This is a genomic window from Pseudomonas lundensis (genome assembly GCF_015377145.2).
Taxonomy (GTDB): Bacteria; Pseudomonadota; Gammaproteobacteria; order Pseudomonadales; family Pseudomonadaceae; genus Aquipseudomonas; species Aquipseudomonas lundensis.
The window spans coordinates 223871-248165 of record NZ_CP062158.2; the positions used below are offsets into that span (position 1 = coordinate 223871).

The 24295-nt window shown below is 60.2% G+C and carries 23 protein-coding genes; 9 read left to right on the forward strand and 14 right to left on the reverse strand.

Annotated features, from left to right (window positions below; genetic code table 11):
* Window position 1: 1 nt before the first annotated feature.
* The 4 genes from tauD to tauA are packed head-to-tail and all read right to left on the reverse strand — an operon-like array spanning window position 2 to window position 3529.
* The gene (gene tauD / locus IF654_RS01295; protein ID WP_194862828.1) at window positions 2–835 is read right to left on the reverse strand and encodes a taurine dioxygenase; all 834 of its coding nucleotides are present in this window, start codon (window positions 833–835) and stop codon (window positions 2–4) included.
* A gap of 55 nt (window positions 836–890) precedes the next feature.
* The gene (gene tauC / locus IF654_RS01300; RefSeq protein ID WP_194862827.1) at window positions 891–1730 is read right to left on the reverse strand and encodes a taurine ABC transporter permease TauC; all 840 of its coding nucleotides are present in this window, start codon (window positions 1728–1730) and stop codon (window positions 891–893) included.
* Window positions 1727–2521, reverse strand: a complete 795-nt coding sequence (tauB, locus tag IF654_RS01305; protein ID WP_094987300.1) for a taurine ABC transporter ATP-binding subunit — start codon at window positions 2519–2521, stop codon at window positions 1727–1729. The genes tauC and tauB overlap by 4 nt, the downstream gene beginning before the upstream one ends.
* Before the next feature lie 27 nt (window positions 2522–2548).
* A complete protein-coding gene (tauA, locus tag IF654_RS01310; protein ID WP_094987299.1) occupies window positions 2549–3529 on the reverse strand; it encodes a taurine ABC transporter substrate-binding protein in 981 nt (326 codons plus the stop codon).
* Between the two features lie 498 nt (window positions 3530–4027).
* On the opposite strand from tauA, the gene IF654_RS01315 reads away from it, so the two are divergent.
* The 8 genes from IF654_RS01315 to IF654_RS01350 all read left to right on the forward strand — a co-directional run bounded on the left by IF654_RS01315 (window position 4028) and on the right by IF654_RS01350 (window position 11213).
* The gene (locus IF654_RS01315; protein WP_047278583.1) at window positions 4028–5371 is read left to right on the forward strand and encodes an OprD family porin; all 1344 of its coding nucleotides are present in this window, start codon (window positions 4028–4030) and stop codon (window positions 5369–5371) included.
* A gap of 294 nt (window positions 5372–5665) precedes the next feature.
* A complete protein-coding gene (locus tag IF654_RS01320) occupies window positions 5666–6304 on the forward strand; it encodes a peroxiredoxin (RefSeq protein WP_047278581.1) in 639 nt (212 codons plus the stop codon).
* 214 nt (window positions 6305–6518) lie between these two features.
* Window positions 6519–7112, forward strand: a complete 594-nt coding sequence (gene ssuE / locus IF654_RS01325; RefSeq protein WP_047278578.1) for an NADPH-dependent FMN reductase — start codon at window positions 6519–6521, stop codon at window positions 7110–7112.
* A gap of 87 nt (window positions 7113–7199) precedes the next feature.
* Window positions 7200–8165: a sulfonate ABC transporter substrate-binding protein gene (locus tag IF654_RS01330; RefSeq protein WP_047278576.1), complete on the forward strand. Its 966-nt coding sequence runs from the start codon at window positions 7200–7202 to the stop codon at window positions 8163–8165.
* A 31-nt stretch (window positions 8166–8196) separates the two neighbouring features.
* The gene (gene ssuD / locus IF654_RS01335; protein ID WP_047278574.1) at window positions 8197–9345 is read left to right on the forward strand and encodes an FMNH2-dependent alkanesulfonate monooxygenase; all 1149 of its coding nucleotides are present in this window, start codon (window positions 8197–8199) and stop codon (window positions 9343–9345) included.
* Window positions 9346–9352: 7 nt separating this feature from the next.
* Window positions 9353–10159 (forward strand): aliphatic sulfonate ABC transporter permease SsuC, encoded by an 807-nt coding sequence (gene ssuC, locus IF654_RS01340; RefSeq protein ID WP_047281518.1) that lies wholly within the window; start codon window positions 9353–9355, stop codon window positions 10157–10159.
* On the forward strand, window positions 10156–10962 hold the full coding sequence (gene ssuB, locus IF654_RS01345) for an aliphatic sulfonates ABC transporter ATP-binding protein (protein WP_094987298.1): 807 nt from the start codon (window positions 10156–10158) through the stop codon (window positions 10960–10962). Before ssuC ends, ssuB begins: the two co-directional genes overlap by 4 nt.
* Before the next feature lie 35 nt (window positions 10963–10997).
* Window positions 10998–11213, forward strand: coding sequence for a TOBE domain-containing protein (locus tag IF654_RS01350; protein ID WP_003444581.1), 216 nt, complete (start codon window positions 10998–11000; stop codon window positions 11211–11213).
* A 60-nt stretch (window positions 11214–11273) separates the two neighbouring features.
* Here the strand turns inward: IF654_RS01350 and epsC are convergent, their stop codons facing one another.
* From epsC to phoB, 7 genes are all read right to left on the reverse strand, one after another.
* Entirely contained in the window at window positions 11274–12200 is a 927-nt protein-coding gene (epsC, locus tag IF654_RS01355; RefSeq protein WP_047278566.1) for a serine O-acetyltransferase EpsC, read from the reverse strand.
* Between the two features lie 94 nt (window positions 12201–12294).
* Window positions 12295–13677 (reverse strand): M16 family metallopeptidase, encoded by a 1383-nt coding sequence (locus IF654_RS01360; protein WP_047278563.1) that lies wholly within the window; start codon window positions 13675–13677, stop codon window positions 12295–12297.
* An 81-nt stretch (window positions 13678–13758) separates the two neighbouring features.
* Window positions 13759–15417 carry a Na/Pi cotransporter family protein gene (locus IF654_RS01365; protein ID WP_047278560.1) on the reverse strand — a complete coding sequence of 553 codons (1659 nt, stop codon included), beginning with the start codon at window positions 15415–15417 and terminating at the stop codon, window positions 13759–13761.
* 207 nt (window positions 15418–15624) lie between these two features.
* Entirely contained in the window at window positions 15625–16932 is a 1308-nt protein-coding gene (locus IF654_RS01370) for a CitMHS family transporter (RefSeq protein ID WP_047278559.1), read from the reverse strand.
* 218 nt (window positions 16933–17150) lie between these two features.
* Entirely contained in the window at window positions 17151–18491 is a 1341-nt protein-coding gene (locus IF654_RS01375) for a hemolysin family protein (RefSeq protein WP_047278557.1), read from the reverse strand.
* Between the two features lie 123 nt (window positions 18492–18614).
* Window positions 18615–19937: a phosphate regulon sensor histidine kinase PhoR gene (gene phoR / locus IF654_RS01380; RefSeq protein ID WP_047278555.1), complete on the reverse strand. Its 1323-nt coding sequence runs from the start codon at window positions 19935–19937 to the stop codon at window positions 18615–18617.
* A 41-nt stretch (window positions 19938–19978) separates the two neighbouring features.
* A complete protein-coding gene (phoB, locus tag IF654_RS01385) occupies window positions 19979–20671 on the reverse strand; it encodes a phosphate regulon transcriptional regulator PhoB (protein ID WP_047278552.1) in 693 nt (230 codons plus the stop codon).
* A 152-nt stretch (window positions 20672–20823) separates the two neighbouring features.
* Between phoB and IF654_RS01390 the strand changes: the two genes are divergently transcribed.
* On the forward strand, window positions 20824–21204 hold the full coding sequence (locus IF654_RS01390) for a COG4315 family predicted lipoprotein (protein ID WP_047278550.1): 381 nt from the start codon (window positions 20824–20826) through the stop codon (window positions 21202–21204).
* Window positions 21205–21292: 88 nt separating this feature from the next.
* On the opposite strand, the gene IF654_RS01395 is transcribed toward IF654_RS01390, so the two are convergent.
* Genes IF654_RS01395 through IF654_RS01405 form a run of 3 tightly spaced genes read right to left on the reverse strand, consistent with a single transcriptional unit; the run spans window position 21293 to window position 24239 of the window.
* Window positions 21293–22183 (reverse strand): ABC transporter permease subunit, encoded by an 891-nt coding sequence (locus IF654_RS01395; RefSeq protein ID WP_047278547.1) that lies wholly within the window; start codon window positions 22181–22183, stop codon window positions 21293–21295.
* Window positions 22180–23100, reverse strand: a complete 921-nt coding sequence (locus IF654_RS01400) for an ABC transporter permease subunit (protein ID WP_047279516.1) — start codon at window positions 23098–23100, stop codon at window positions 22180–22182. Before IF654_RS01400 ends, IF654_RS01395 begins: the two co-directional genes overlap by 4 nt.
* Entirely contained in the window at window positions 23097–24239 is a 1143-nt protein-coding gene (locus IF654_RS01405) for an ABC transporter ATP-binding protein (RefSeq protein ID WP_047278543.1), read from the reverse strand. Before IF654_RS01405 ends, IF654_RS01400 begins: the two co-directional genes overlap by 4 nt.
* Window positions 24240–24295: the final 56 nt, after the last annotated feature.

Genomic DNA, 24295 nt, shown 5'->3' on the forward strand with positions numbered 1-24295 from the left:
ATCAAAACGGTGCATCGCCCAGAATAGTGGCGCGGTGCATCACGCGGCGGTTGGGGCGGTAGTCATCCACGGCGTAATGCTGAGTGACACGGTTGTCCCAAAACGCCACGTCGTTTTCCTGCCAGCGCCAGCGAATGGTGTATTCAGGGCGCGTGGCGTGGGCGAACAACAGCTTCAGGAGCGCCTCGCTTTCAGTCTCTGACAGCTCATTGATGCGAGTGGTGAAACCCTCGTTGACGAACAACGCCTTGCGACCGCTCACCGGGTGCGTGCGTATCACCGGGTGTGACAGCGGCGGGTTGTTCTTGCGCGTCTGGTCCCAGCGCGCGAAGTCTTCCGGGGTGGAGCCGAAGCGCTCCGGCGGGAATGACTTAGTAAAGTCGTGGGTCGCCGTCAACCCGTCCAGCAGCCGCTGCAAGGGTGCTGACAGTCCCTCAAATGCCGCAATTCCGCTGGCCCACAACGTGTCGCCCCCAAAGGCTGGCAACTGCTTGGCACTCAACACCGCGCCCAGGGCAGGCGTTGGCAGGAAGGTGACATCGGTGTGCCAGACCGCATTGTCGCGCACGTCGGTGACGGCGGTGTCCAGCACCAGCACTTCGGGTTGCTCGGGGATGTTCGGGTAAATCGGGTGGATGTGCAGATCGCCGAAATTGGCCGCAAATCGCGCTTGTTGCTGCGGGTTGATCGACTGGTTCCTGAAGAAGATCACGTGATGCGTCAGCAACGCCTGTTCAATGGCTTCGCGCTGTTCGATGCTCAGCGGCTGAGTCAGGTCAACGCCTTCAATCTGCGCGCCGAGGGCAGCGCTAAGCGGGGTAAGGGTCAGGCTCATGGTCATTCTCTTCATCAGCGCGCCGATGGATCAGCGTCGTGTTAGTTCGAAACAGTTAGTGAGCCTGGCCGTGCCACGGCACCAGCTTGCGTTGCAGGGCGCGCAGGCCCATTTCCATGACGAAAGCGATGATGGCAATCACCAGAATGCCCAGCACCACTACATCAGTGACCAGAAATTGCGCGGCCGACTGCACCATGAACCCCAGGCCGCTGGTGGCGGCGATCAGCTCGGCGGCCACCAACGTGGACCAACCCACGCCCAGGCCAATGCGCACGCCGGTCAAAATGTCGGGCAGGGCACTGGGCAGGATTACATGCCGAATCAACTGCCAGCGGGTCGCGCCCAGTGACTGCGCAGCGCGCACCTTGGCCGGGTCGACGGTGCGCACGCCGGTGGCGGTGGCAATGGCAATCGGCGCGAAGATCGCGAGGTAAATCAGCAGCACTTTCGACAGCTCGCCGATGCCGCACCAGATCACGATCAGCGGCAAGTAAGCCAGTGGCGGGATCGGGCGATAGAACTCGATCAGCGGGTCGATAATCCCCCGCGCAATGCGGTTATGGCCAATCGCAATGCCCACCGGAATCGCCGTGAGAATCGCACACCCCAGGCCCAGCCCGATGCGGCTCAAGCTGGCGCCCAAGTGCTGCCACAAAGTGGAATCCATGTAGCCCCGGGTTGCCAGCAGCCAGCCTTTTTCCAGCACCGCAGACGGTGGTGGCAAAAACAGCGGCTCGATCAGGCCCGCAGCGGTCACGGCCCACCAGGCAGCGATCAGCGTAATAAGGGTCAACAGGCTGATCCAGCGCGTGCTCAACGGACGTTTGGCCGGGCGCGGTGCATGGGCCGCTGCGGGTGGGGTGGCGTCGTTCGCCAGTTCATAACTGCTCATGCGCGCTCCTGCCGCCGGGTGGCGTCGCGTTGCGAAAACACGCGTTCGAGCACGTGTTCGCGGGTTTCAATAAAACGGGGGTCGGACTTGATCGAGCGTGCCGACTCACCGGCGTTGTAGCGCTGCCCGAAGTCCAGCGTCAGGCGTTCCACGATGCGTCCCGGATTCGGTGCCAGCAGAATCAGGTCCGTGGCCAGAAACACGGCTTCCTCGATGTCGTGGGTAATCAGGAACACCGGCTTGGCAGTACGGCGGCACACTTGCAGCAACAGCTCCTGCATCTGCTCACGGGTGAAGGCATCGAGGGCGCCAAACGGTTCGTCCATCAGTAGCACGCGAGGATCGGCCGCCAACGCACGGGCCAGCCCCACGCGCTGTTTCTGCCCGCCCGACAGCTCCCAGATCCGGCGTTTTTCAAAACCTGACAAATCCACCATCGCGAGCATTTCGCGGGCCCGGCTTTCGCGTTTTTCCTTGGCGATACCCGCCAGTTCAAGGCCGAAGCCGACGTTGGCCAGTACGTCTTGCCAAGGCAGGAGCACGTCATCCTGAAACACCACGCCGCGTTCGGCGCTGGGGCCATGGACCGGCGCGCCATCGAGGGTGATACGCCCGCCGCTGGGTTCGACAAAGCCTGCAATCAGGTTCAGCAACGACGTTTTACCGCTGCCCGACGGGCCGAGTGCGACCAGCAACTGCTGCGGGCCGAGGTTGACGGAAATGTCCGACAGCACCGGTTCGGCAGCCCCCGGATACTGTGCGCTGATGCGCTCCAGTGATAACAAGGCCATGGCGGGCGGCTCCTGAAAAAGCGTGAGTTATTGAGCGACGAAGTGGGCGTTCACAGACGGCGCGTAGTCAGGCAGCACGGCGTCCACTTTGCCTTGCTCTTTAAGGAACGCCGCTGTGTCAGCGAGGGCTTTGGTGGTGGGCGCGCCCAGCAATACCGCCTGATCGGTGGCCAGCGGGTACACGTTGCCTTGCAGCAACAACGGGATATCAGCCGCTTTGGCGCCCGACAGCTTCACCAGCTTGTCGATGTTGCTTTGATTGGCCAGCCAGGCTTTCGGGTCATTGTGGTAGTCGGCGTAAGCATCCAGGGTCACCTTGGCGAAGGCTTTGACGACGTCCGGGTGTTTGGCGGCGAAGTCTTTGCGCACGATCCACGCATCAAACGTCGGGGCGCCGAACGTGCTCAACTCGCCGGAGGTAATCAGCACCTTGCCGTTTTCTTTGGCGGCGCCCAGCGCCGGGTCCCACACGTACGTCGCGTCAATGTCACCGCGCTTCCAGGCGGCAATGATGGCGGGCGGCGCAAGGTTCAGAATCGTGACCTTCGACGGGTCGATGTTCCAGTGCTTCAGCGCGGCCAGCAGGCTGTAGTGGCCCGTTGATACAAACGGTACGGCGACTTTTTTACCGATCAGATCCTGCGGGTTGTTGATGCCTGAGCCGTTGCGCGCTACCAGCGCTTCAGCGCCGCCGATCTGAGTGGCTATCAAAAAGGTTTCGACCGGGACGTTACGGGTGATCGCCGCGGTCAACGGGCTGGAACCCAGATAGCCGATTTGCACATCGCCCGACGCGATAGCGGCAATGATGTCTGCGCCGTTATCAAACTTGCGCCACTTGATGGGGGCGTCGATGGCTTTCTCGTAAGCGCCGTCTGCCTGAGCAACTTTTGCCGGGTCAACGGTGGTTTGGTAGGCAACGGTGAGATCCGTGGCGGCCTGTGCGAAGAAGCTGGCTGTTGCCAGGGACAATGCAGCCAGAAGGCGTAGGGGAGAATACTGTTTCACGTTGAGGCTCCTCGACAGGCGGCCGGATATCGGCAGGAAGCGAGGTTAAATGATCTAAGAATCGCTAAATAAATAACTTTTAAGCATTAGCTTATGAAGTTCTTCGTTCGGCTTGAGCGTGCGCTGACGAAAACTGATCCGGCGATTTTCTGCGTCCCTGATCCGTTGATCGCCTTATAAGAAAACAGACTTAAAAAATTCATAAATATCCATTTAGAAATTAGACCAAAGGCCGATAGCATTCCCTCACCTGCGCGTTGGAAAAGGCGCTGTATATAGCTGTTTGATCTGATAATTTTAGAAATAATTCTTTTTGGGTTTAACAGAAAGCCATTAACCTACGCACAAAGGACAGCGGACTAGACAAAGGTCGTAGACACGAAAAGTTACGATTGACTTGTCAGTCACTGTCTGGCGCTAATCGCGCATCTGTAGCACCGAGACGTCAGATTTCGGGCTAAAGAACTACAAAAATTAGAAATGCAAAGGAGCAAGACAATGAACAAGTCCACCTTGGCCGTGGCTGTGGCCGTAGGTTTGTTGGCACAACAAGCGGGCGCTGCCGGTTTTATCGAAGACAGCAAAGCCACGCTGAAACTGCGTAACTTCTACATCAATAACGACAACCGCGATTCGGGCACACCCAAGAACGCCAGCTACCAAGAAGAATGGGGCCAAGGCTTCCAGTTGGACTTCACCTCTGGTTTTACCCAAGGGACAGTCGGTTTTGGCGTTGACGCTATCGGTCTATTGGGCGTCCGTCTTGATTCCGGTAAAGGCCGTCACGGTAACCCGACCAGCTCAAACTATGGTGGCACGGTATTTCCTACCGACAGCGACGGTCGTGCAGTCAATGATTTCTCCAGCCTGGGCCTGACCGCCAAAGCCAAGATTTCCCAGACCGAACTGCGTTACGGCACCCTGATGCCGAAACTGCCGGTTATCTCCTACAACGATGGTCGTCTGCTGCCTCAGACCTTTGAAGGTGGCCAGATCACCTCCAACGAGTTCAAGGACCTGACCCTGATCGGTGGTCAGATCGAGCACGTTAAAGGCCGTAACTCCAGCAACAACGAACAGATGTCGATTGGTGGCGCGAGCGCTCGCACTGCCAACAGCAACAAGTTCATCTACGCTGGCGGCGATTACAAAGTCACCAAAGACCTGTTGCTGCAGTACTACTACGGCAACCTGGACAAGTTCTACAAACAGAACTTCCTCGGTCTGGTACACAACTGGTCGATCGGCCCGGGCGTGTTGAAAACCGACCTGCGTTATTTCAACAGCCGTGATGACGGTAAAAATGCGTACGACCCGGCTTACTTCAGCAACGGCGACTACAGCAGCAGTGTTAACGGTAAAGGTAAGGTTTCCAACAACCTGTACAGCGGCCTTTTCCTGTACACCGTTGAAGGTCACACGTTCGGTGGTGGCTATCAGGTGAGCAACGGCAGCAGCGACTTCCCGTGGCTGAACCAGGGCGACGGTTCGTCGAACTACACCATCACCGACATGCAGATCCAGAAGTTCGGCCGTGCCGGCGAGCGCACTTGGCAAGCACGCTACTCGTATGACTTCGCCAAGGTGGGTGTACCCGGCCTGACCGCCGGCGCTGTTTACCTGCGCGGTGACAACATCGACACCTACAGCGGCGGTAAGCAAACCAGCAATGGCGCTTCCGAGTGGGAACGTGACATCACGGTTGCCTACGTCGTGCAGGAAGGCCCGCTGAAAAACCTGGGCCTGATGTGGAAAAACGCCATGTGGCGCAACGACATTGCCAACCAGCGCGATCAGGACGAAAACCGTCTGATCGTCAGCTACTCGATCCCGTTGCTGTAATTCGGGCGTAGCGCAAAGGTAAGAAAAATCCTGCCCGGCGCAATGCCGGGCAGGGTGTTTACCGAAGACCAGAACGATCAATTCGCAACACAATCATCGTCGCAGCTCCCTGCCGCTCCCCTTGCCTAAACCAGAGTCCAGAGTGGACCCGGTGCTTTTGGGCGTCCAATGAAACACTTTTTAATATTCGATTCTGATCTAAATAAATCGATATTCATTCTTTTTAATTCATTCATGAGGCAGGCAGAGTGAGGCTTCTACGCCCCGCCAACCCTTATAAAAAGGAGCTGCACCATGAGCCTCAGACTCGGCGACATCGCCCCCGATTTTGATCAGGATTCCAGCGCTGGCCCGATCCGCTTCCATGAATGGCTGGGGGACAGTTGGGGGGTGTTGTTTTCGCATCCCGCGGACTTCACCCCGGTGTGCACCACGGAGCTGGGCTTTACCGCCAAACTCAAAGATGAATTCGCCAAACGCGGCGTCAAGGCCATCGCGCTGTCGGTGGACCCGGTGGATTCACACCACGCGTGGATCGATGACATCAACGAAACCCAGAACACCGTCGTGAACTTCCCGATCCTGGCCGACGCCGATCGCAAGGTCAGTGACCTGTACGACCTGATTCATCCCAATGCCAGTGACACGCTGACCGTGCGCTCGTTGTTCGTGATCGATCCGAACAAGAAAATTCGCCTGACCATCACCTATCCCGCCAGTACCGGGCGCAATTTCCACGAAATCCTGCGGGTCATTGATTCGCTGCAATTGACCGATCACTACAAAGTCGCCACCCCTGCCAACTGGCAAGACGGCGACGAAGTGGTGATTGTGCCGTCCATCAAGGACGAGGAGGAAATCCGGCAGCGCTTCCCCAAAGGCTACCGTGCCGTGAAGCCCTATCTGCGCCTCACGCCACAGCCGAACAAGTAACACAGCCTGAGCGCCCTGGCCCGGTGTCTGTGTGCAGCGGGCCGTTGGCCGGCGCGGCGGCGAGACGGATTACATGCGTCTTTGCATATGCAAATAAAGAATAAACAAATGAATAAATATGATTTATGGATATAAAGATCGCCTGTTATGTTCTGTCCACTCAAGCGAAAACGCTGACAGCGGTTTGCACACATTCATGCAAGGAAATCTCTAGATGCTGGTCGTGACACTCGGAGGAAGCCCAAGCCAACGATCCCGTTCCGGGGTGTTGCTGGACCGCGCCAAACACTGGCTCAACCAGCAAGGCGTCGAAGTGGTGAGCTATCAGGTGCGTGATTTCCCGGCTGAAGACTTGCTGCATGCGCGTTTCGACAGCCCGAAGATCATCGACTTGTTGCAACAGATCGAAAACGCCGACGGGCTGGTCATCGCGACACCGGTGTACAAAGCGTCGTTCAGCGGCGCATTGAAAACCGTGCTCGACCTGCTGCCTGAGCGCGCACTGAGCCACAAAGTGGTGTTGCCGATTGCCACCGGAGGCAGCATCGCTCACATGCTGGCGGTGGATTACGCCCTCAAGCCTGTGCTGTCGGCGCTCAAGGCACAGGAAATGCTGCACGGCATTTTTGCTGACGACAGCCAGATTGCGTATGGCGAAGGCAGCGCCCAGCCCCAATTGGCCCCGGTGCTGGAGCAACGGCTGAACGAGTCGCTGGAGCAGTTCTACAGCGCGCTGGCCCGTCGCCCGAAACCGTTGGACCCGAACATCCTCAACGACCGTCTGGTGACGGCTCGCTGGAGTATTTGAAACACTCGTTTATGTCGTCCCACCTTACTGATCCGCTAACGGCTCGGCAGGTGCTATCTGAATCTCGAATAACAAAAGGAGAGCGCCATGCGCCCTGTCATTTTGCGTCGAGGTCTGGTCGCACTGTTTGCTGCGGCTGTGTCCTTCGGCGTTGTGTTGGAAGCCCAAGCGGATGCCCTGCGCATCGGTTATCAAAAGTACGGCACGCTGATGCTGCTCAAGGCCAAAGGCACGCTGGAAAAGCGTCTGGCCGAGCAGGGTGTTGACGTTCAATGGACTGAATTTCCCGGTGGCCCGCAACTGCTGGAAGGCTTGAACGTCGGCTCGATCGACTTTGGCGTGACAGGCGAAACGCCGCCGGTGTTCGCCCAGGCCGCAGGCGCCGATTTGCTGTACGTCGCCTACGAGCCTCCTGCCCCCACCAGTGAAGCAATCCTGGTGCCCAAGGACTCACCGATCACCTCGGTCAGCGATCTCAAAGGCAAGAAAGTTGTGCTCAACAAGGGCTCCAACGTCCACTACTTGTTGGTGCGGGCTTTGGAAGACGCGGGCCTTAAGTACACCGATGTCCAGACCGTCTTCCTGCCCCCGGCCGATGCGCGAGCCGCCTTTGAGCGCGGCAGTGTCGATGCCTGGGTGATCTGGGACCCGTACCAAGCCGCCGCCGAGCAACAACTGCACGCCCGCACGTTGCGCGATGCCAGCGGTATCGCGGACAACCATCAGTTCTATCTGGCCACCAAGCCTTACGCCGAACAGCATCCCAAGGTGATCGAAACCCTGGTCGATGAAGTGCGCAACATTGGCGACTGGGCCAAAGCCAACCCTGACGAGGTGACTCAGCAAGTGGCCCCGCTGCTGGGATTGTCACCCGACATCACGCTGACAGCGGTCAAGCGTCAGGGCTACGGCGCGCAGTTCCTGACCCCGGATGTGGTCAACGCGCAGCAAAAAATCGCTGACAGCTTTCACCAGCTCAAGCTGATCCCCAAGCCGCTGGTGGTGAAAGACGTGATCTGGACGCCACCGGCCGCTGTGGCCAAAGCCCTTTAACGCTTGCCGTACCCATTTAGGAGACCACTCCATGAGCCTCAACATTTTCTGGTTCCTGCCAACCCACGGTGATGGCCATTACCTTGGCACCTCCGAAGGCGCCCGCGCTGTCGATTACGGTTACCTGCAACAAGTGGCACAAGCCGCAGATCGGCTGGGTTTTGGCGGCGTATTGATCCCCACCGGCCGTTCCTGCGAAGACTCGTGGCTGGTGGCCGCGTCCTTGATTCCAGTGACCCAGCGCTTGAAATTTCTCGTGGCCTTGCGCCCCGGCATCGTCTCGCCCACGGTGGCGGCGCGTCAGGCTGCGACCCTGGATCGACTCTCCGGCGGGCGCGCGCTGTTCAATCTGGTGACCGGCGGCGACCCGGAAGAACTGGCCGGTGATGGCCTGTTCCTCAGTCACGAAGAACGCTACCAGGCGTCTGTGGAATTCACCCGCATCTGGCGTCGTGTGCTGGAAGGCGAAACCGTTGATTACGACGGCCAACACATCAGCGTCAAAGGCGCCAAGTTGCTCTACCCGCCGATCCAGCAACCGCGCCCGCCGCTGTACTTCGGGGGCTCTTCGGAAGCGGCGCAGGACCTGGCCGCCGAGCAAGTCGAGATGGTGCTGACCTGGGGCGAACCGCCCGCGGCGGTCGCTGAAAAGATCGAACAGGTGCGTGCCAAGGCCGCCAAGCTCGGTCGCACCGTGCGCTTCGGAATACGCCTGCACGTGATCGTGCGCGAAACCAATGAAGAGGCCTGGAAAGCCGCTGACAAACTGATTTCCCATTTGGACGACGACACCATCGCCCGGGCGCAGGCATCGCTGTCGCGTTTCGACTCGGTGGGCCAGCAGCGCATGGCCGCCTTGCATGGCGGCAGCCGTGACAACCTCGAAGTCAGCCCTAACCTGTGGGCCGGTGTGGGGCTGGTGCGCGGTGGGGCAGGCACGGCGCTGGTCGGTGATGGCCCGACGGTGGCCGCGCGGGTCAAGGAATACGCCGACCTGGGCATCGACACGTTCATCTTCTCGGGCTACCCGCATCTGGAGGAGTCGTATCGCGTGGCGGAATTGCTGTTCCCGCACCTTGATGTCGAGCGTCCCGAGTTACCGAAAAGCGCCGGTTACGTGAGCCCGTTTGGCGAGATGGTGGCCAACGACATTCTTCCCAAAGCTGCGTCGCAGAGCTGAGGCGGGCATGAGTACGGGGAAGGCGTCGCGCCTCAATACGATCGGTCACAGCCTGGCACCCTGGGTCTTGCCCGTGTTGCTGCTGGCGGTGTGGCAGTTATCCGTGTCGGCGGGCTGGTTGTCGACGCGGATCTTGCCTGCGCCCAGCGCCGTGATTGCCGCCGGGGTCGAGTTGGTGCGCAGTGGCGAAATTTGGAAGCACCTCGCCATCAGCGGCTGGCGCGCCGGGCTGGGTTTTGTGATCGGCGGCAGCATCGGCCTGGCATTGGGCTTTATCACCGGCCTGTCGAAGTGGGGCGAGCGCCTGCTCGACAGTTCGGTGCAGATGATCCGCAACGTGCCGCATCTGGCGCTGATTCCGCTGGTGATTTTGTGGTTCGGGATCGACGAGTCGGCCAAGATCTTTTTGGTCGCGCTGGGCACGTTGTTCCCGATTTACCTCAACACCTATCACGGCATCCGCAACGTGGACCCGGCGCTGGTGGAAATGGCGCGCAGTTACGGGCTGTCGGGTTTGAGCCTGTTCTGGCAAGTGATTTTGCCGGGCGCCTTGCCCTCGATTCTGGTGGGCGTGCGCTTTGCGCTGGGCTTTATGTGGCTGACGCTGATCGTGGCTGAAACCATCTCTGCCAGTTCCGGCATTGGCTATCTGGCGATGAATGCCCGCGAGTTTTTGCAAACCGACGTGGTGGTGCTGGCAATTGTTTTGTACGCGGTGCTCGGCAAATTGGCCGACAGCGCGGCCCGTGGGCTGGAGCGCGTGTGGTTGCGCTGGCACCCGGCGTATCAAGTGGTTAAAGGCGGTGCAGCATGACAGCTCAACAACCTCCGCGTTTGCGTCAGGGCATTCCGCTGGCGATCAACGGCCTGCACAAAGCGTTTGGCGGACGTCAGGTACTGCGCGACATCGATTTACACATTCCGGCCGGGCAGTTTGTGGCCGTGGTGGGGCGCAGCGGCTGCGGTAAAAGCACGCTGATGCGCTTGATCGCCGGGCTCGACCAACCCACGGGTGGCGAACTGCTGGCGGGCAGCGCGCCCCTGCGCGAGGCCCACGGCGACACGCGCCTGATGTTCCAGGAAGCGCGCTTGCTGCCGTGGAAAAAGGTCATCGACAACGTCGGCCTGGGGCTTAACGGTGACTGGCGCCCCAAGGCCCTCAAGGCCCTGGAAGAAGTCGGTCTGGCCGAACGGGCCGATGAATGGCCAGCGGCGTTGTCGGGCGGGCAGAAACAGCGTGTGGCGTTGGCCCGCGCGCTGATCCACCAGCCGCGTTTGCTGCTGCTGGACGAACCGTTGGGCGCGCTGGATGCCCTGACCCGCATCGAGATGCAGCAGTTGATTGAGCGTTTGTGGCGCCAGCATGGTTTCACCGTGTTACTGGTGACCCACGACGTCAGCGAGGCCGTGGCCATTGCCGACCGCGTGATTTTGATCGAAGACGGCGCCGTGGGGCTCGACCTCACCCTCGAATTGCCGCGCCCTCGGGTGCGCGGTTCACATCGGCTGGCGGCGCTGGAAACCGAAGTGCTCAACCGAGTGCTCGCTTTACCCGGTTCGCCACCCGAACCGGAACCCGTTGCACCGCTGCCCACGCAATTGCGTTGGGCGCAATAACCTTTTTTTTCTATCCCGAGACAGGAATCGACACCATGACCATAAAAGCCATCAACGTGCGCAACCAGTTCAAAGGCCACATCAAGGAAATCGTGCTGGGGGACGTGCTGTCTGAAATCGACGTGCAGACCGCTTCCGGCATCGTCACCTCGGTCATCACTACCCGCTCGGTCAAAGAGCTGGAGCTGGTGGTGGGCAGTGAAGTGATCGCCTTCGTGAAATCCACGGAAGTCTCGATCGCCAAGTTGTAAGGCGTGAGTTATCCACAACCCCGGAGGGCGTGAGCCCTTCGGGGTTTTTTGTGGACGCTGTTATTTCTGGGTGCCGTCGTCGTGTTGCAGGTTGGCCTGGGTCAGGTTGCAACCGGCGGGGACGCTGCGGGTCAGCCACACGTTGCCACCGATGGTCGAACCCTGACCGATGGTGATGCGCCCCAAAATCGTGGCCCCGGCGTAAATCACCACGTCGTCTTCGACAATCGGGTGACGCGGGTGGCCTTTCTGCAACTGGCCGGATTCGTCGGCCGGGAAGCGCTTGGCGCCCAGGGTGACGGCTTGATAAATCCTGACCCGCTCACCGATGATCGCGGTTTCGCCAATCACCACGCCGGTCCCGTGGTCGATGAAGAAGCTGCGGCCAATTTGTGCGCCGGGGTGGATATCGATGCCAGTGGCGGAGTGGGCGATCTCCGCGCTGATGCGGGCCAGCAGCGGCAAACCGGCGCGATACAAATGGTGCGCCAGCCGGTGGTGAATCACGGCCAGAATCCCCGGATAGCACAACAGCACTTCATCCACGCTGCGGGCCGCCGGGTCGCCGTGGTAGGCGGCCAGCACGTCGGTGTCGAGCAGGGTGCGCAGGCCCGGCAGCGCCAGGGCGAAATCCTGAATCAGCAAGGTGGCGGTGGCATCGACGCCATCGTCCGGCTGGCCGCTTTGACGTGCGGCGTAGCGCAGTTCCAGCCGGGCCTGCGCGAGCAAGGCATTGAGGGCGACGTCGAGGGTGTGGCCGACGTAGAAATCTTCACTTTCTTCGCGCAAGTCCACCGGCCCCAAACGCATCGGGAACAACGCACCGCACAGCGCTTCCAGGATGTCGGCCATCGCGGCGCGGGACGGCAGCTCTCGCCCGCCCAGTTCGCCACTGACACGCCCGTTTTGCGTGCGCCACTGGTTACGCGCGGTGCGTAACTGCCCGACGATGGTTTGCAATTGCCAAGGATTGGAACGCTCGCTCACGATGAATACTCCGCACGCTGGCGACCGGGTGTGCCGGCCGCGAAAGGGCAATGATTTTACGGTATCAAGGCGTGTCAGTTTTGGACAATTACACTTAATGATGACGATGGCGCCAGATGCGCCAGCCCAGCGCGATCAACACCAGCAGCACCAGCGCTGCCAAAATCGCCACGCTCAAGCCGTTGTAGCTGAACAGCGGCTTCTCGATGCGCACATAACCCGGTTCAGCGAACAATTGGCGCAACGCATGATTGGCCTCGTTTAGCGTCACCGTCTGCAAGCGCTTGGCCGGGTCGGCAAAGCGGCTTTCGTCGTAATCGCCCAGTGCGCTCCAGTAATAGTCGGCCAGCGCGCTGTTGCCCTGTACAGCCCACGCCTGACGCGCGATGGCGGCTTGCTTGAGGCGGGCGAAACGCTGCGGGTCGAGGCCGTTCTTGAGCAGCTGGGTTTTCAGTTGCGTCATCACCTGTTGCGCTTGCTCGACATCATCACGCTCAAGGTCGGCGTTCAGGCTCAGAAAGCCCACCCCGCCAAACACTTCGCGCTCTGACCACGGCCCGTAAGACAAGCCATGCTTGAGCCGCAGCTCGCTGTACAGCGCCCATTCCAGATAGTCGCGCAGCAGGTTCCAGGTTTCGTCGCTTTGCCCGGCGATGACCGGTTCCGGCAACAACCAGTGCAGCTTGGCGGTATCGCCCACCACACCGCGCAGCAACACGCGTTCGGCGTCGGCCTTTGCATCAATGTCGGCCAGCGGCTTGTGATCGCTCGGCTCGACCGCTTCCAGCGCGCCATAGGTGCGCTCCAGATAGGCCGGCAGCACGCGATCCAGTTCGCCGACGACAATCAGCGTCATGTTATTGGGTGCATACCAATCGTTGCGCACGCGTTCGAGTTGCGCGCGGGTGAGGCTGCGGACGGGCGCGCGTTCGGCGCATTTAAGGCCGAGTTCGACCGCCAGCTGATTGCTCGCGCTGTGGCCCAAATCCTGGCGGTCCAGCCAGCGCTGCAAGTGCGAGTAGTGGCCGCCGTCTTCGCGTTCGACCACTTGCTTGGCGTCTGCGATGCGTTGTTCGGTGAGTTGGGTTTGGGTCAACAGGCTCAGTAAAAGATCCAGTACCTTGCGCTGGTTCTTGGCCGGCGCCTCGATCACAAAGGTGGTGTCAGCATGGCTGGTAAAGGCGTTCCACTCGCCACCCAGCGCCTGCATGCGTTCTTCGAGGCCGCCTTCGCCCGAGTCATCGGTGCCGCTGAACAGCAAGTGTTCGAGCAAGTGCGGCAGTTGTTGGTCGGCACAGCTGAAATCATCCAGCCCCACCCCGACCACCAGCCGGATCGACACGTGTCCGCGGTCACTGGTGGGTTTGAGGATCAGTTGCAGGCCGTTGGCCAGTTGGTAGCCTTCAACGCTGGAACGGTCGAGGGCAAAGCTCTGGACGGCGCCGAGCAGCAGGCAGATGAACAGCAGGCAACGCATAAAAAATCCCTGAATCCCTGTCGGGTGTGTGATGCCGTCGATGCGGGTTCTAAAGACTGACAACAGTGGATCGCGCAACGTTCAAGGCGAATGGTGGGTATCGGTCATCTCGTCCAGCAACAGAGCGCCCGTTTCAGAGGTTTCGAGCACCACGTAAGCACTGGCGCAAAACAGGGAGTTGAGGCGCTGCATGTCAGCGATCAGTTCAAGGTGCAGGGAGCTGGTTTCGATGCTTTGGGTGATTTTGCGCTGCAAACGGCTGACGTGGGCGTGCGCCAGTCGACGTTCCTGCGCACGAAAACGGCGTTTTTCACGCAGCAATTGCCGTGCGCTTTGCGGGTCGCCGGTGAGGAAGACCGTCAGACCCAGCCGCAGGTTGTCGATCAACTGGCTTTGCAAACCGGTCAGTTCCTCCAGTCCGTCTTCGGAAAACGCCCGGCGCCTGGAGGTTTTTTGCTGCTGCACTTTGCGCAACATACGCTCGATCAGGTCACTGGCCAGCTTGAGGTTGATCGCCAGTTCGATGATTTCCGCCCAGCGTCGGCTGTCTTGCTCGCCCAAGTCTTCGCGGGGCATCTGCGCCAGATAGAGTTTGACCGCGCTGTAGAGCACTTCGACATCATCGGCCAGGGTGCGCATTTCTTGGGTGATGGCTGTTTGCTTGCCGCGCAGCACGTCGAGCATGTTGACCAGCATGTTGTCGATCAGGTCACCGATGCGCAGGGTTTCGCGGACTGCGTTGGCCAGGGCAAGGCTCGGCGTTTCCAGGGCGGTCGAGTCGAGATGACGGGGTTTGACGGCGCCGTTGGCATTTTCGCGCTCGGGCAACAGCCATGCGCACACCCGCGCCATCGGCCCGACCGTGGGCAGCATCAGGAAGCAACGCGCCGTGTTGTAGAGCAGGTGGAAGCCGATCACGAGTTCCTGGGCGCTGTAGCTCAGGCTGTCCATCCACGCGACCAGCGGGTCAAGGACCGGGATAATCAGCAGCAACCCGATCAGCTTGTACAGCAGGCTACCGAGCGCAACCTGCCGCCCGGCGGCGTTTTGCATGCTGGTGCTGAGAAACGCCAGTACGCCGCTGCCGATATTGGCGCCAATCACCAGCCCCACCGCGACCGGCAAGCTGATGACCCCCGCACCGGCCAGCGTCGCCGTCAGCAGCACGGCGGCCAGGCTGGAGTAAGAAATCATCGCGAACAGGGCGCCGATCAAGGCATCGAGCAAGATGTCGCCGGTCAGCGAGGCGAAGATCACCTTCACCCCTTGCGCCTGGGTGATGGGGGCTGCGGCTTCGACGATCAATTGCAGGGCGAGGATGATCAGGCCCAGGCCGATGCCCACGCGCCCCAGTTGCCCGGCGCGCGTTTGCTTGCGCGAGAGGAAGAAGATCACGCCCAGGAAAATCAGCAGCGGCGACAGCCAGGACAGGTCGAATGTCAGCACCCGGGCCATCAGCGCCGTACCGACATCGGCCCCGAGCATCGTGGCCAGCGCTGGCGTGAGCGCCATCAAGCCTTGGCCGACAAATGACGTGACGAGCATGGCGGTGGCGTTGCTGCTCTGCACCATGGCGGTCACCACGATACCGGCGACAAATGCCAGCATGCGCTTGGACACGTTTTGCCCGATGACGTGGCGCAGGTTTGTACCGTAGACCCGCAAAATACCGGTCCGGACAATGTGCGTGCCCCAGATCAGCAGGGTCACGGCGGAAAGCAGATTAAGCAGGGTCAGCATGCAGGCTCCCTGTGCGATGGATGCCCTGGTGGGCCGGATCAAAGGGCTGCGGCCAGCTCCTACAGTCGTTTCTTAAGCTGTAGTCGGCAAATAAGCAGAGCGCCAGCATCGCATAGCTGGCGGAGGGTTGAAACATTTCTGAAACCCTTGTGAGAAAACCCGCAGCGAGAGGCCGCCGTGGTCAGCGGCCGCTCGCGGTGCCGGGCGTCAGAGCGTGCTGTACAGCGGGAAGGTGCCCAGCAGCAAGGCGGCCAGCAGAATGCCCATGCACACCAGAACCGCCCATTTCAGGGTGAAGCGCTGGTGGTCGCCAAACTCGATACCAGCCAGCGCCACCAGCAGGTACGTGGAGGGCACCAACGGGCTGAGCAAGTGCACGGGCTGGCCGACAATTGAGGCGCGGGCCATTTCGACCGCGGTGATTCCGTAGTGGCTCGCGGCCTCGGCCAGTACGGGCAACACGCCGTAGTAGAACGCATCGTTGGACATGAAAAAGGTAAACGGCAGGCTGACCAGCGCGGTGATGACCGCCAGGTACGGCCCCAGCGCCGGAGGAATAACGGCCAGCAGGCTTTTTGACATGGCATCCACCATGCCGGTGCCGGAGAGGATGCCGGTGAAAATACCCGCCGCGAAAATCAGCCCGACCACCGCCAGCACGCTGCCTGCGTGGGCGGCGACGCGGTCTTTTTGTTGTTGCAGGCATGGGTAGTTAACGATCATCGCGATGCTGAACGCGACCATGAACAGCACGGGCAGCGGCAGCAAACCGGCGATCAGGGTCATCATCAACGCCAGGGTCAGCGCGCCGTTGAACCAGATCAGTTTGGGGCGGCGTGCGTCGGGGAATTGCGACACGCTGATCTCGCTGTGATCCACGTCGTCGCCTTGCACATGCAACTGGCCCAGACGCGCGCGCTCGCGCAGGCCGTAGCACCAGGCGATCACCAGAATGGTCGCGCAACCTGCCAGCATGGCGGGGATCATCGGCACAAAAATGTCAGAGGGGTCCACGTGCAGCGCACTGGCGGCCCGTGCAGTCGGCCCGCCCCACGGCGTCATGTTCATCACCCCGCCCGCCAGAATAATCAGCCCGGCCATGATGCGCGGGCTCATGCCGATGCGCTTGTACAGCGGCAGCATCGCCGCCACGCAAATCATGTAGGTGGTGGCGCCGTCGCCATCCAGCGACACCACCAGTGCCAGCACGGCGGTGCCGACGCTGATTTTCAGCGGGTCGCCCTTGACCAGCTTGAGGATCTTGCGCACGGCCGGGTCAAACAGGCCGGAGTCGATCATCAGGGCGAAATACAAAATGGCAAACATCAGCATCACCCCGGTCGGGGCCAGCTTGGTAATGCCTTCGAGCATCATGGGGCCGATCTTGGGTGCAAAACCGCCGAAGAGCGCAAACAGGATAGGCACCAGAATCAACGCGATGAGGGCGGACAGGCGCTTGGTCATGATCAGGTACATGAACGTAATGACCATGGCAAAGCCAAGGAAGGTCAGCATAAACAGTCACCATTCTTATTGTTGTCGAGTGGGCGCTGAGCGCGGGTTGGACCGCTGCTCTGGCCTGCCGGTCTTATGCCGGGAGTGACGCGATGCTAGAGGGGAATGCTTTCAGCCAGCTTTCGCCGGGCAGAAATGATTGAAGGGGCGTGTCAGGGGGGCAAAAGCGGTGGTCGCTGACGGGGCAAGAGCGCGCGTCAGCGACAACCGGTGTGGCTTCAGTCCAGTTTGAGGACTTTGGCCAGGACGATTTTCGGGCCTTTCATCTTTTTGATGATGATGCGCAGGCCTTCGACTTCCAGCAGTTCTTCTTCTTCCGGCACGCGCTTGAGGGTGTCGTAGATCAGGCCCGCCACGGTTTCGGCTTCGACGTGGTCAAGATCGACCCCCAGCAGGCGCTCGATCTTGAACAGCGGCGTATCGCCCCGCACCAGCAGCTTGCCGGGCTGGTACGAAAGAATGCCGCGCTCGGCCTTGCGGTGTTCGTCCTGAATGTCGCCCACCAGCACTTCGAGCACGTCTTCCATGGTCAGGTAGCCCACGACTTTGCCGTCCGCTTCTTCGACCAGCGCGAAGTGCGCGCCGCCTTTGCGGAACTGTTCAAGCAACTGCGACAGCGGCATGTGGCGCGACACGCGCTCCAGCGGCCGGGTCAGCTCTTCGAGGTTGAATGTCTCGGGCAAGTGGTCGAGGTCTGCCAGTTCCAGCAGCAGGTCTTTGATGTGCAGCAAACCGACGAAGGTGTTGGTTTCGGCATCGTAGACCGGGTAGCGGCTGTACTTGTGGCGACGGAACAGCGCGAGGATTTCCTTGAGCGGTGCCTTGGAGTCGAGGGTCACGAGGTCTTCGCGGGAGTTGGCCCAGTCGACCACTTCCAGTTCGCCCATTTCCACGGCCGAAGCCAATACCCGCATGCCTTGGTCGCTCGGGTCCTGACCACGGCTGGAGTGCAAGATCAGTTTGAGTTCTTCGCGGCTGTAGGCGTGGTCGTGGTGCGCGCCTGGTTCGCCCTGGCCTGCAATGCGCAAAATCGCGTTGGCGCTGGCATTGAGCAGGTAAATGGCCGGGTACATGGCCCAATAGAACAGGTACAGCGGCACAGCGGTCCACAGCGACAGCGCCTCGGGTTTGCGGATCGCCCAGGATTTGGGGGCCAGTTCGCCAACCACGATGTGCAGGTACGAAATGATGAAGAAGGCGGTGAAGAACGACACGCCTTTGACCACTTCGGCCGACTCTACGCCCAGCGCGCTGAGCAGCGGTTCAAGCAGGTGTGCGAACGCCGGTTCACCGACCCAGCCCAGACCCAGCGAGGCCAGCGTAATGCCCAGCTGACACGCCGACAGGTAGGCGTCGAGCTGGCTGTGAACGGTGCGCAGTATGCGTCCGCGCCAGCCGTTCTGGTCGGCGATGGCTTCGACCCGGGTTGAGCGCAGTTTGACCATGGCAAATTCCGCCGCAACGAAGAAGCCGTTGAGCAAAACCAGGATCAGTGCAAAAAGAATCATGCCGAAATCGGCGAACAGTGTGGCGAGGGTCAAGCCAGGGGAAGGGTCCATGATGGAGTTTTAATGGTTCCGTTGTTTCAAAAAAGGGAAAGGTCAAGTGCCTGAAGGGCAGGCACATGGCAAGCAATGTAACCATTGATGTAGCCGTTGCCTAGTGGGCGAACGCCGCAGGGTTCAGTCAATCAGGTCGGGGCTGAGCGATTTTGTGACCTGAACCGGTGGGAAATGGCAGGTGAAGGTGCTGCCGTGGCCCAGTACGCTGCTGATTTCAAGGCGGGCGCGATGGCGCAGCAGCACATGCTTGACGATGGCCAGCCCCAGGCCCGTGCCGCCGGTGCTGGCGTTGCGGCTGGAGTCGACGCGGTAGAAGCGTTCGGTCAGGCGCGGCAGGTGTTTGCTGTCGATCCCGACACCGGAATCCTGCACGCTCAAGTGCGCGCCCGAGCCGTCGGACCACCAGCGAATGCGAATGTGCCCGCCGTCCTGGGTGTATTTGACGGCGTTAAATACCAGGTTTGAAAACGCACTGCGCAGCTCGGTCTCACTGCCTTTGAGGGCAACGTCGGCTTCAACGTCCAGCGTAATGGTTTGATTGCGCTGCCCGGACAACGCCTGCGCGTCGTTTTTGATGGTGCGCAGCAGGCTGTCGATCGGCACGGGCTGGTTGTCCGACGGGTAATCCGTGGCTTCCAGTTTGGCCAGCAACAGCAAGTCGTTGAGCAAGGTTTGCATGCGCTCGCCCTGTTGCTGCATTTGCGACAGCGGGCGTTTCCAGCGGGGGTTCACGTCATCGACGTTATCCAGCAGGGTTTCCAGATAGCCGCAGATGACGGTCAGCGGCGTGCGCAGCTCGTGGGACACGTTGGCGATGAAGTCTTTGCGCATTTGTTCGAGCTGGTGCAAACGCGTGACGTCGCGCACCAGCATCAGGTGTTCGTTGTTGCCGTAGCGGGTGATGTAGAGCTGGATGCGCAGGTGGTCGTTGACCGGCGAGGGGATGTCCAGCGGTTCGGCGTAGTTGTCCTGCTCGAAATACTCCTTGAAGCGCGGGTGGCGCACCAGGTTGGTCACGGGCTGGCCGCTGTCCTGGGGCGTCTTGAGGCCCAGCAAGGTCTCTGCGGCGCGGTTCCACCATTCGAGGTTGCCATCGCTGTCGAGCATCACCACAGCGTCCTTGAGCGCCGCCGTGGACTCTTGCACGCGGTCGATGACGGCTTGCAGGCGCCCGCGCACGCGCTGATCGCGGCGTTGCAGGTGATAAATGCTGTCGAACACTTCGCCCCACAGGCCATAGCCGTCGGGCGGGGCTTCATCGGGTTGGTGATTGCGCAGCCAATCGTGCAGGCGCAGCAACTGTTTGAGGGTCCAGCCCAGGTACAAGGCCACCCCGGCGGCCAGGCTCCAGCCGTAATAGCCCGTGACCAGCCCGATCAACAGGCAGCCCGTGACCAGAAGCAACAAATGACGAATCAGCGTGCTATGCCAGTTTTGATTCACGTCGCGCGGGTCCTTGCTTGCCGTTGAGTCTGGAGGGGGTATCAGGCTTTGGTGGAGAAGCGATACCCGGTGCCGCGCACGGTTTGTACCAGATTCTCGTACGCCTCGCCGAGGGCTTTGCGCAGACGGCGGATGTGCACGTCCACGGTGCGCTCTTCAACGTACACGTTGCCGCCCCACACTTGGTCGAGCAATTGGCCGCGGGTGTAGGCGCGTTCCTGGTGGGTCATGAAGAACTGCAACAGACGATATTCGGTCGGGCCCATTTCGGCGGGGGTGCCGTCGATGGTGACGCGGTGGCTGATCGGGTCGAGCAACAAGCCGCCAATTTCAATGGGGGATTCGCTGTCCGCCGGGCCTGCACGCCGTAACACGGCTTTGAGGCGCGCCACCAGCTCGCGCGGGGAAAAGGGTTTGGTGATGTAGTCGTCCGCGCCGACTTCCAGCCCTTGAATCTTGTTGTCCTCTTCACCCTTGGCCGTGAGCATGATGATCGGGATGTCCCCGGTCATTTCCTCGCGCTTGAGGCGGCGGGCCAGCTCAATGCCGGACGTGCCCCCCGGCAGCATCCAGTCGAGCAGGATCAAGTCGGGTTTACGGTCGACGATGATGGAGTGGGCCTGCTGAGCATTCTCCGCCTCCAGGCAGTCGTAACCCGCCATTTCCAGAGCCACAGCGATCATTTCGCGGATCGGTGCCTCGTCATCGACGATCAGAATGCTCCTGCCAACCATGCCGTAATCCTCATGTCATTTATCTGTCTTGTGGCGCATTAGATAACGGAATTATTGCAGTCGTGTGACAACTTTGGGCAAGCGCCACGTTCGAAGGACGAATGACCTACGCTTGAGGTCCAAATCGTACAACCACGAAGAGGACGATTCCGATGACATACCGCTCGTTTTACCTAAAGACATTATTGCTAAGCGCTGTACTTGCATTGCCGGGGCTGGCATTGGCCGCAGAGCCCGCGATGATCAAAAGGGGTGTATTGGTCGATCATAACGGCATGACGCTCTACACCTACGCCAAAGACACAGACGGTAAATCGATGTGCAATGACGAATGCGCCAAGTATTGGCCGCCGCTCAAGGCTGAAAGCACAGACACCGGCGAAGGCAAATGGTCAACGATCATTCGGGACGACCAGCAGGTTCAGTGGGCCTATAAGGGCAAGCCGTTGTACACCTTCGTGAAGGACAAGAAAGCGGGCGACAAGCGCGGGATCGGGGAAATGGGCGGTGCCTGGAAAGTCGCCAAGCCCTAAGCCGCCTTGCAGCAGGCCCCGTGATCCGGCGCTCATAAAAAAACCTCGCCCCCTGAACAGGAAGGCGAGGTTCTTTTAGTGCGCTGCCTTAAGCCGCGCTGGGCGACTTGGGACGGCGAACATCAGGTTGTTTCCATGACTCGGCAGCCGCCTCATCAATGGCTTGCTGGATGGCTTTCTTGCGGTGTTCTTCGGCACGACGGCTGAAGAACCACACCAGGAAGGTCACCAGCGACACCGCCAGCAGGATCAGGCTGGCCACTGCGTTGATCTCGGGCTTAACCCCGAGGCGCACGGCCGAGAACACTTCCATTGGCAACGTGGTCGAGCCCGGGCCGGACACGAAGCTGGCCAGTACCAGGTCGTCCAGCGACAGGGCAAAGGACATCATGGCGCCCGCTGCCAGCGAAGGCGCGATCATCGGGATGGTGATCAGAAAGAACACTTTCCAGGGCTTGGCGCCCAAGTCCATGGCCGCTTCTTCGATCGACAGGTCCAGTTCACGCAACCGCGCCGACACCACGACCGCCACATACGCTGCACAGAACGTGGTGTGAGCGATCCAGATGGTGACGATGCCGCGCTCTTGCGGCCAGCCAATCATCTGCGCCATGGCCACGAACAGCAGCAACAGCGACAGACCGGTAATCACTTCAGGCATCACCAGCGGCGCCGTCACCAGGCCACCAAACAGCGTGCGGCCTTTGAAGTGGCTGATGCGCGTCAGCACGAACGCTGCCAGGGTGCCCAGGGCGACCGCCGCAATCGCCGTGTACAGCGCGATTTCCAGCGAGCGCATGACCGAGCCCATGAGCTGCGTGTTGTCCAGCAAGCCGGTGTACCACTTCAGCGACCAGCCGCCCCACACCGTCACCAGCTTGGAGGCGTTGAACGAGTAGATCACCAGAATCAGCATCGGCAGGTAGATGAACAACAACCCCGCGACCAACATGAAGCTAGAAAAACGGAAGCGATTCATATCTTGCCCTCCAGCTCTTTAGCCTGGCTGCGGTTGAACAGGATGATAGGCACGATCAGGATCGCCAGCATGACCACGGCAAGCGCGGAGGCTACCGGCCAGTCACGGTTGTTGAAGAACTCTTGCCACAACACTTTACCGATCATCAGGGTTTCCGGGCCGCCCAGCAGTTCCGGGATCACGAACTCACCTACGACCGGGATGAACACCAGCATGCAGCCGGCGATGATGCCGTTCTTGGACAGCGGAACGGTGATCTTCCAGAAGCTGTTGAAGGTGCTCGAACCGAGGTCAGACGCGGCTTCCAGCAGGCTGGTGTCGTGCTTCACGAGGTTGGCGTACAGCGGCAGGATCATGAACGGCAGGTACGAATAGACGATACCGATGTAGACCGCGATGTTGGTGTTGAGGATCTGCAACGGTTCGCTGATCCAGCCCATCGACATCAGGAAGCCGTTGAGCAGCCCGTTGTTGCTCAGGATGCCCATCCACGCGTAAACGCGGATCAGGATGGCGGTCCAGGTGGGCATCATGATCAGCAGCACCAGCACGGTCTGCATTTCTTTACGCGCATTGGCGATGGCGTAGGCCATCGGATAGCCGATCAGCAGGCACAGCAGCGTGCTGAAAAAGGCCATCTTCAACGAGCCCAGATAAGCGGCGATGTACAGCTCATCGTCGCCCAGCATGGCGTAGTTGCCCAGGTTCAGCAGGATCTGGATCTTTTGGTCAACGTAGCTGTAGATCTCGGTATAAGGCGGGATCGCAACGTCGGCCTCGGCAAAGCTGATCTTCAACACAATGAAGAACGGCAGCATGAAGAACAAAAACAGCCACAGGAATGGAATCCCGATCACCGCATGGCGGCCCCGGGGGGTTATTCGTTGCAGTCGGCGTTTAAGTTTTCGCATGTTCATGAGCGCAGTACCACGCCGCTATCGTCTTCCCACCAGACGTAAACTTCGTCGTCCCAGGTCGGGCGTGCGCCACGGCGTTCGGCGTTGGCCACAAACGATTGCACCAGCTTGCCGCTCGGCAGTTCGACGTAGAACACCGAGTGCCCGCCCAGGTACGCGATGTCATGCACCTTGCCGCGCGACCAGTTGTACTCGTAGGTCGGCTTCTCAGTGGTGACGAGCATTTTTTCCGGGCGAATCGCGTAGGTCACATGCTTGTCTTCCACCGAGGTGCTGATGCCGTGACCGACGTAGATGTCGTTCTCCAGCTCCGGGCAGTTGATACGGGCATAGCCTTCTGCGTCGTCGACCACTTCACCTTCGAACAGGTTGACGTTGCCGATGAATTCGCACACCAGTCGGCTGACCGGGGTTTCATAAATGTCGATCGGGCTGCCGATCTGGGCAATCCAGCCCAAATGCATGATCGCGATGCGCTGGGCCATGGTCATGGCCTCTTCCTGGTCGTGGGTCACCATCACGCAGGTCACGCCCACGCGCTCGATGATTTCCACCAGTTCGAGTTGCATTTGCGACCGCAGTTTTTTATCCAGCGCGCCCATCGGTTCGTCGAGCAGCAGCAGCTTCGGGCGTTTGGCCAACGAGCGGGCCAGGGCCACACGCTGGCGCTGGCCACCGGACAACTGGTGCGGCTTGCGCTTGGCGTACTGGCTCATGTGCACCAGCTTGAGCATCTCGCCCACGCGGGCATCGATCTCGGCGTTGGACATTTTGTCCTGCTTGAGACCGAATGCGATGTTCTGCGCCACGGTCATGTGCGGAAACAGCGCGTAGGACTGGAACATCATGTTGATCGGCCGCTCGTAGGGCGGCATGTCCGTGATGTCCACACCGTCGAGGAAGATACGGCCCTCTGTTGGGCGCTCGAAACCGGCGAGCATACGCAGCAAGGTGGATTTGCCCGATCCCGATCCGCCGAGCAAGGCGAAGATTTCGCCTTTGTTGATTTCCAGGGACACGTCGTCCACGGCAATCGTCTCGTCGAATTTTTTCGTGACCCGGTCGATTTTGACCAGTACCTGTTTAGGGGTCTGGTCGCCCTCGAGGGCTTTCTTATAGGCGCCGGAGGCAACAGCCATTACGAAACTCCCAACAAATTTAGCAGCCCGATCCAGATGGTCGGGCCTTGGATAGG

What these genes read in the sequence shown, in the direction of transcription:
- tauD (WP_194862828.1), bottom strand. Translation starts at nt 835, where the DNA reads ATGAGCCTGACCCTTACCCCGCTTAGCGCTGCCCTCGGCGCGCAGATT.
- tauC (WP_194862827.1), bottom strand. Translation starts at nt 1,730, where the DNA reads ATGAGCAGTTATGAACTGGCGAACGACGCCACCCCACCCGCAGCGGCC.
- tauB (WP_094987300.1), bottom strand. Translation starts at nt 2,521, where the DNA reads ATGGCCTTGTTATCACTGGAGCGCATCAGCGCACAGTATCCGGGGGCT.
- IF654_RS01315 (WP_047278583.1), top strand. Translation starts at nt 4,028, where the DNA reads ATGAACAAGTCCACCTTGGCCGTGGCTGTGGCCGTAGGTTTGTTGGCA.
- IF654_RS01320 (WP_047278581.1), top strand. Translation starts at nt 5,666, where the DNA reads ATGAGCCTCAGACTCGGCGACATCGCCCCCGATTTTGATCAGGATTCC.
- ssuE (WP_047278578.1), top strand. Translation starts at nt 6,519, where the DNA reads ATGCTGGTCGTGACACTCGGAGGAAGCCCAAGCCAACGATCCCGTTCC.
- IF654_RS01330 (WP_047278576.1), top strand. Translation starts at nt 7,200, where the DNA reads ATGCGCCCTGTCATTTTGCGTCGAGGTCTGGTCGCACTGTTTGCTGCG.
- ssuD (WP_047278574.1), top strand. Translation starts at nt 8,197, where the DNA reads ATGAGCCTCAACATTTTCTGGTTCCTGCCAACCCACGGTGATGGCCAT.
- ssuC (WP_047281518.1), top strand. Translation starts at nt 9,353, where the DNA reads ATGAGTACGGGGAAGGCGTCGCGCCTCAATACGATCGGTCACAGCCTG.
- ssuB (WP_094987298.1), top strand. Translation starts at nt 10,156, where the DNA reads ATGACAGCTCAACAACCTCCGCGTTTGCGTCAGGGCATTCCGCTGGCG.
- IF654_RS01350 (WP_003444581.1), top strand. Translation starts at nt 10,998, where the DNA reads ATGACCATAAAAGCCATCAACGTGCGCAACCAGTTCAAAGGCCACATC.
- IF654_RS01360 (WP_047278563.1), bottom strand. Translation starts at nt 13,677, where the DNA reads ATGCGTTGCCTGCTGTTCATCTGCCTGCTGCTCGGCGCCGTCCAGAGC.
- IF654_RS01365 (WP_047278560.1), bottom strand. Translation starts at nt 15,417, where the DNA reads ATGCTGACCCTGCTTAATCTGCTTTCCGCCGTGACCCTGCTGATCTGG.
- IF654_RS01370 (WP_047278559.1), bottom strand. Translation starts at nt 16,932, where the DNA reads ATGCTGACCTTCCTTGGCTTTGCCATGGTCATTACGTTCATGTACCTG.
- IF654_RS01375 (WP_047278557.1), bottom strand. Translation starts at nt 18,491, where the DNA reads ATGGACCCTTCCCCTGGCTTGACCCTCGCCACACTGTTCGCCGATTTC.
- phoB (WP_047278552.1), bottom strand. Translation starts at nt 20,671, where the DNA reads ATGGTTGGCAGGAGCATTCTGATCGTCGATGACGAGGCACCGATCCGC.
- IF654_RS01390 (WP_047278550.1), top strand. Translation starts at nt 20,824, where the DNA reads ATGACATACCGCTCGTTTTACCTAAAGACATTATTGCTAAGCGCTGTA.
- IF654_RS01395 (WP_047278547.1), bottom strand. Translation starts at nt 22,183, where the DNA reads ATGAATCGCTTCCGTTTTTCTAGCTTCATGTTGGTCGCGGGGTTGTTG.
- IF654_RS01400 (WP_047279516.1), bottom strand. Translation starts at nt 23,100, where the DNA reads ATGAACATGCGAAAACTTAAACGCCGACTGCAACGAATAACCCCCCGG.
- IF654_RS01405 (WP_047278543.1), bottom strand. Translation starts at nt 24,239, where the DNA reads ATGGCTGTTGCCTCCGGCGCCTATAAGAAAGCCCTCGAGGGCGACCAG.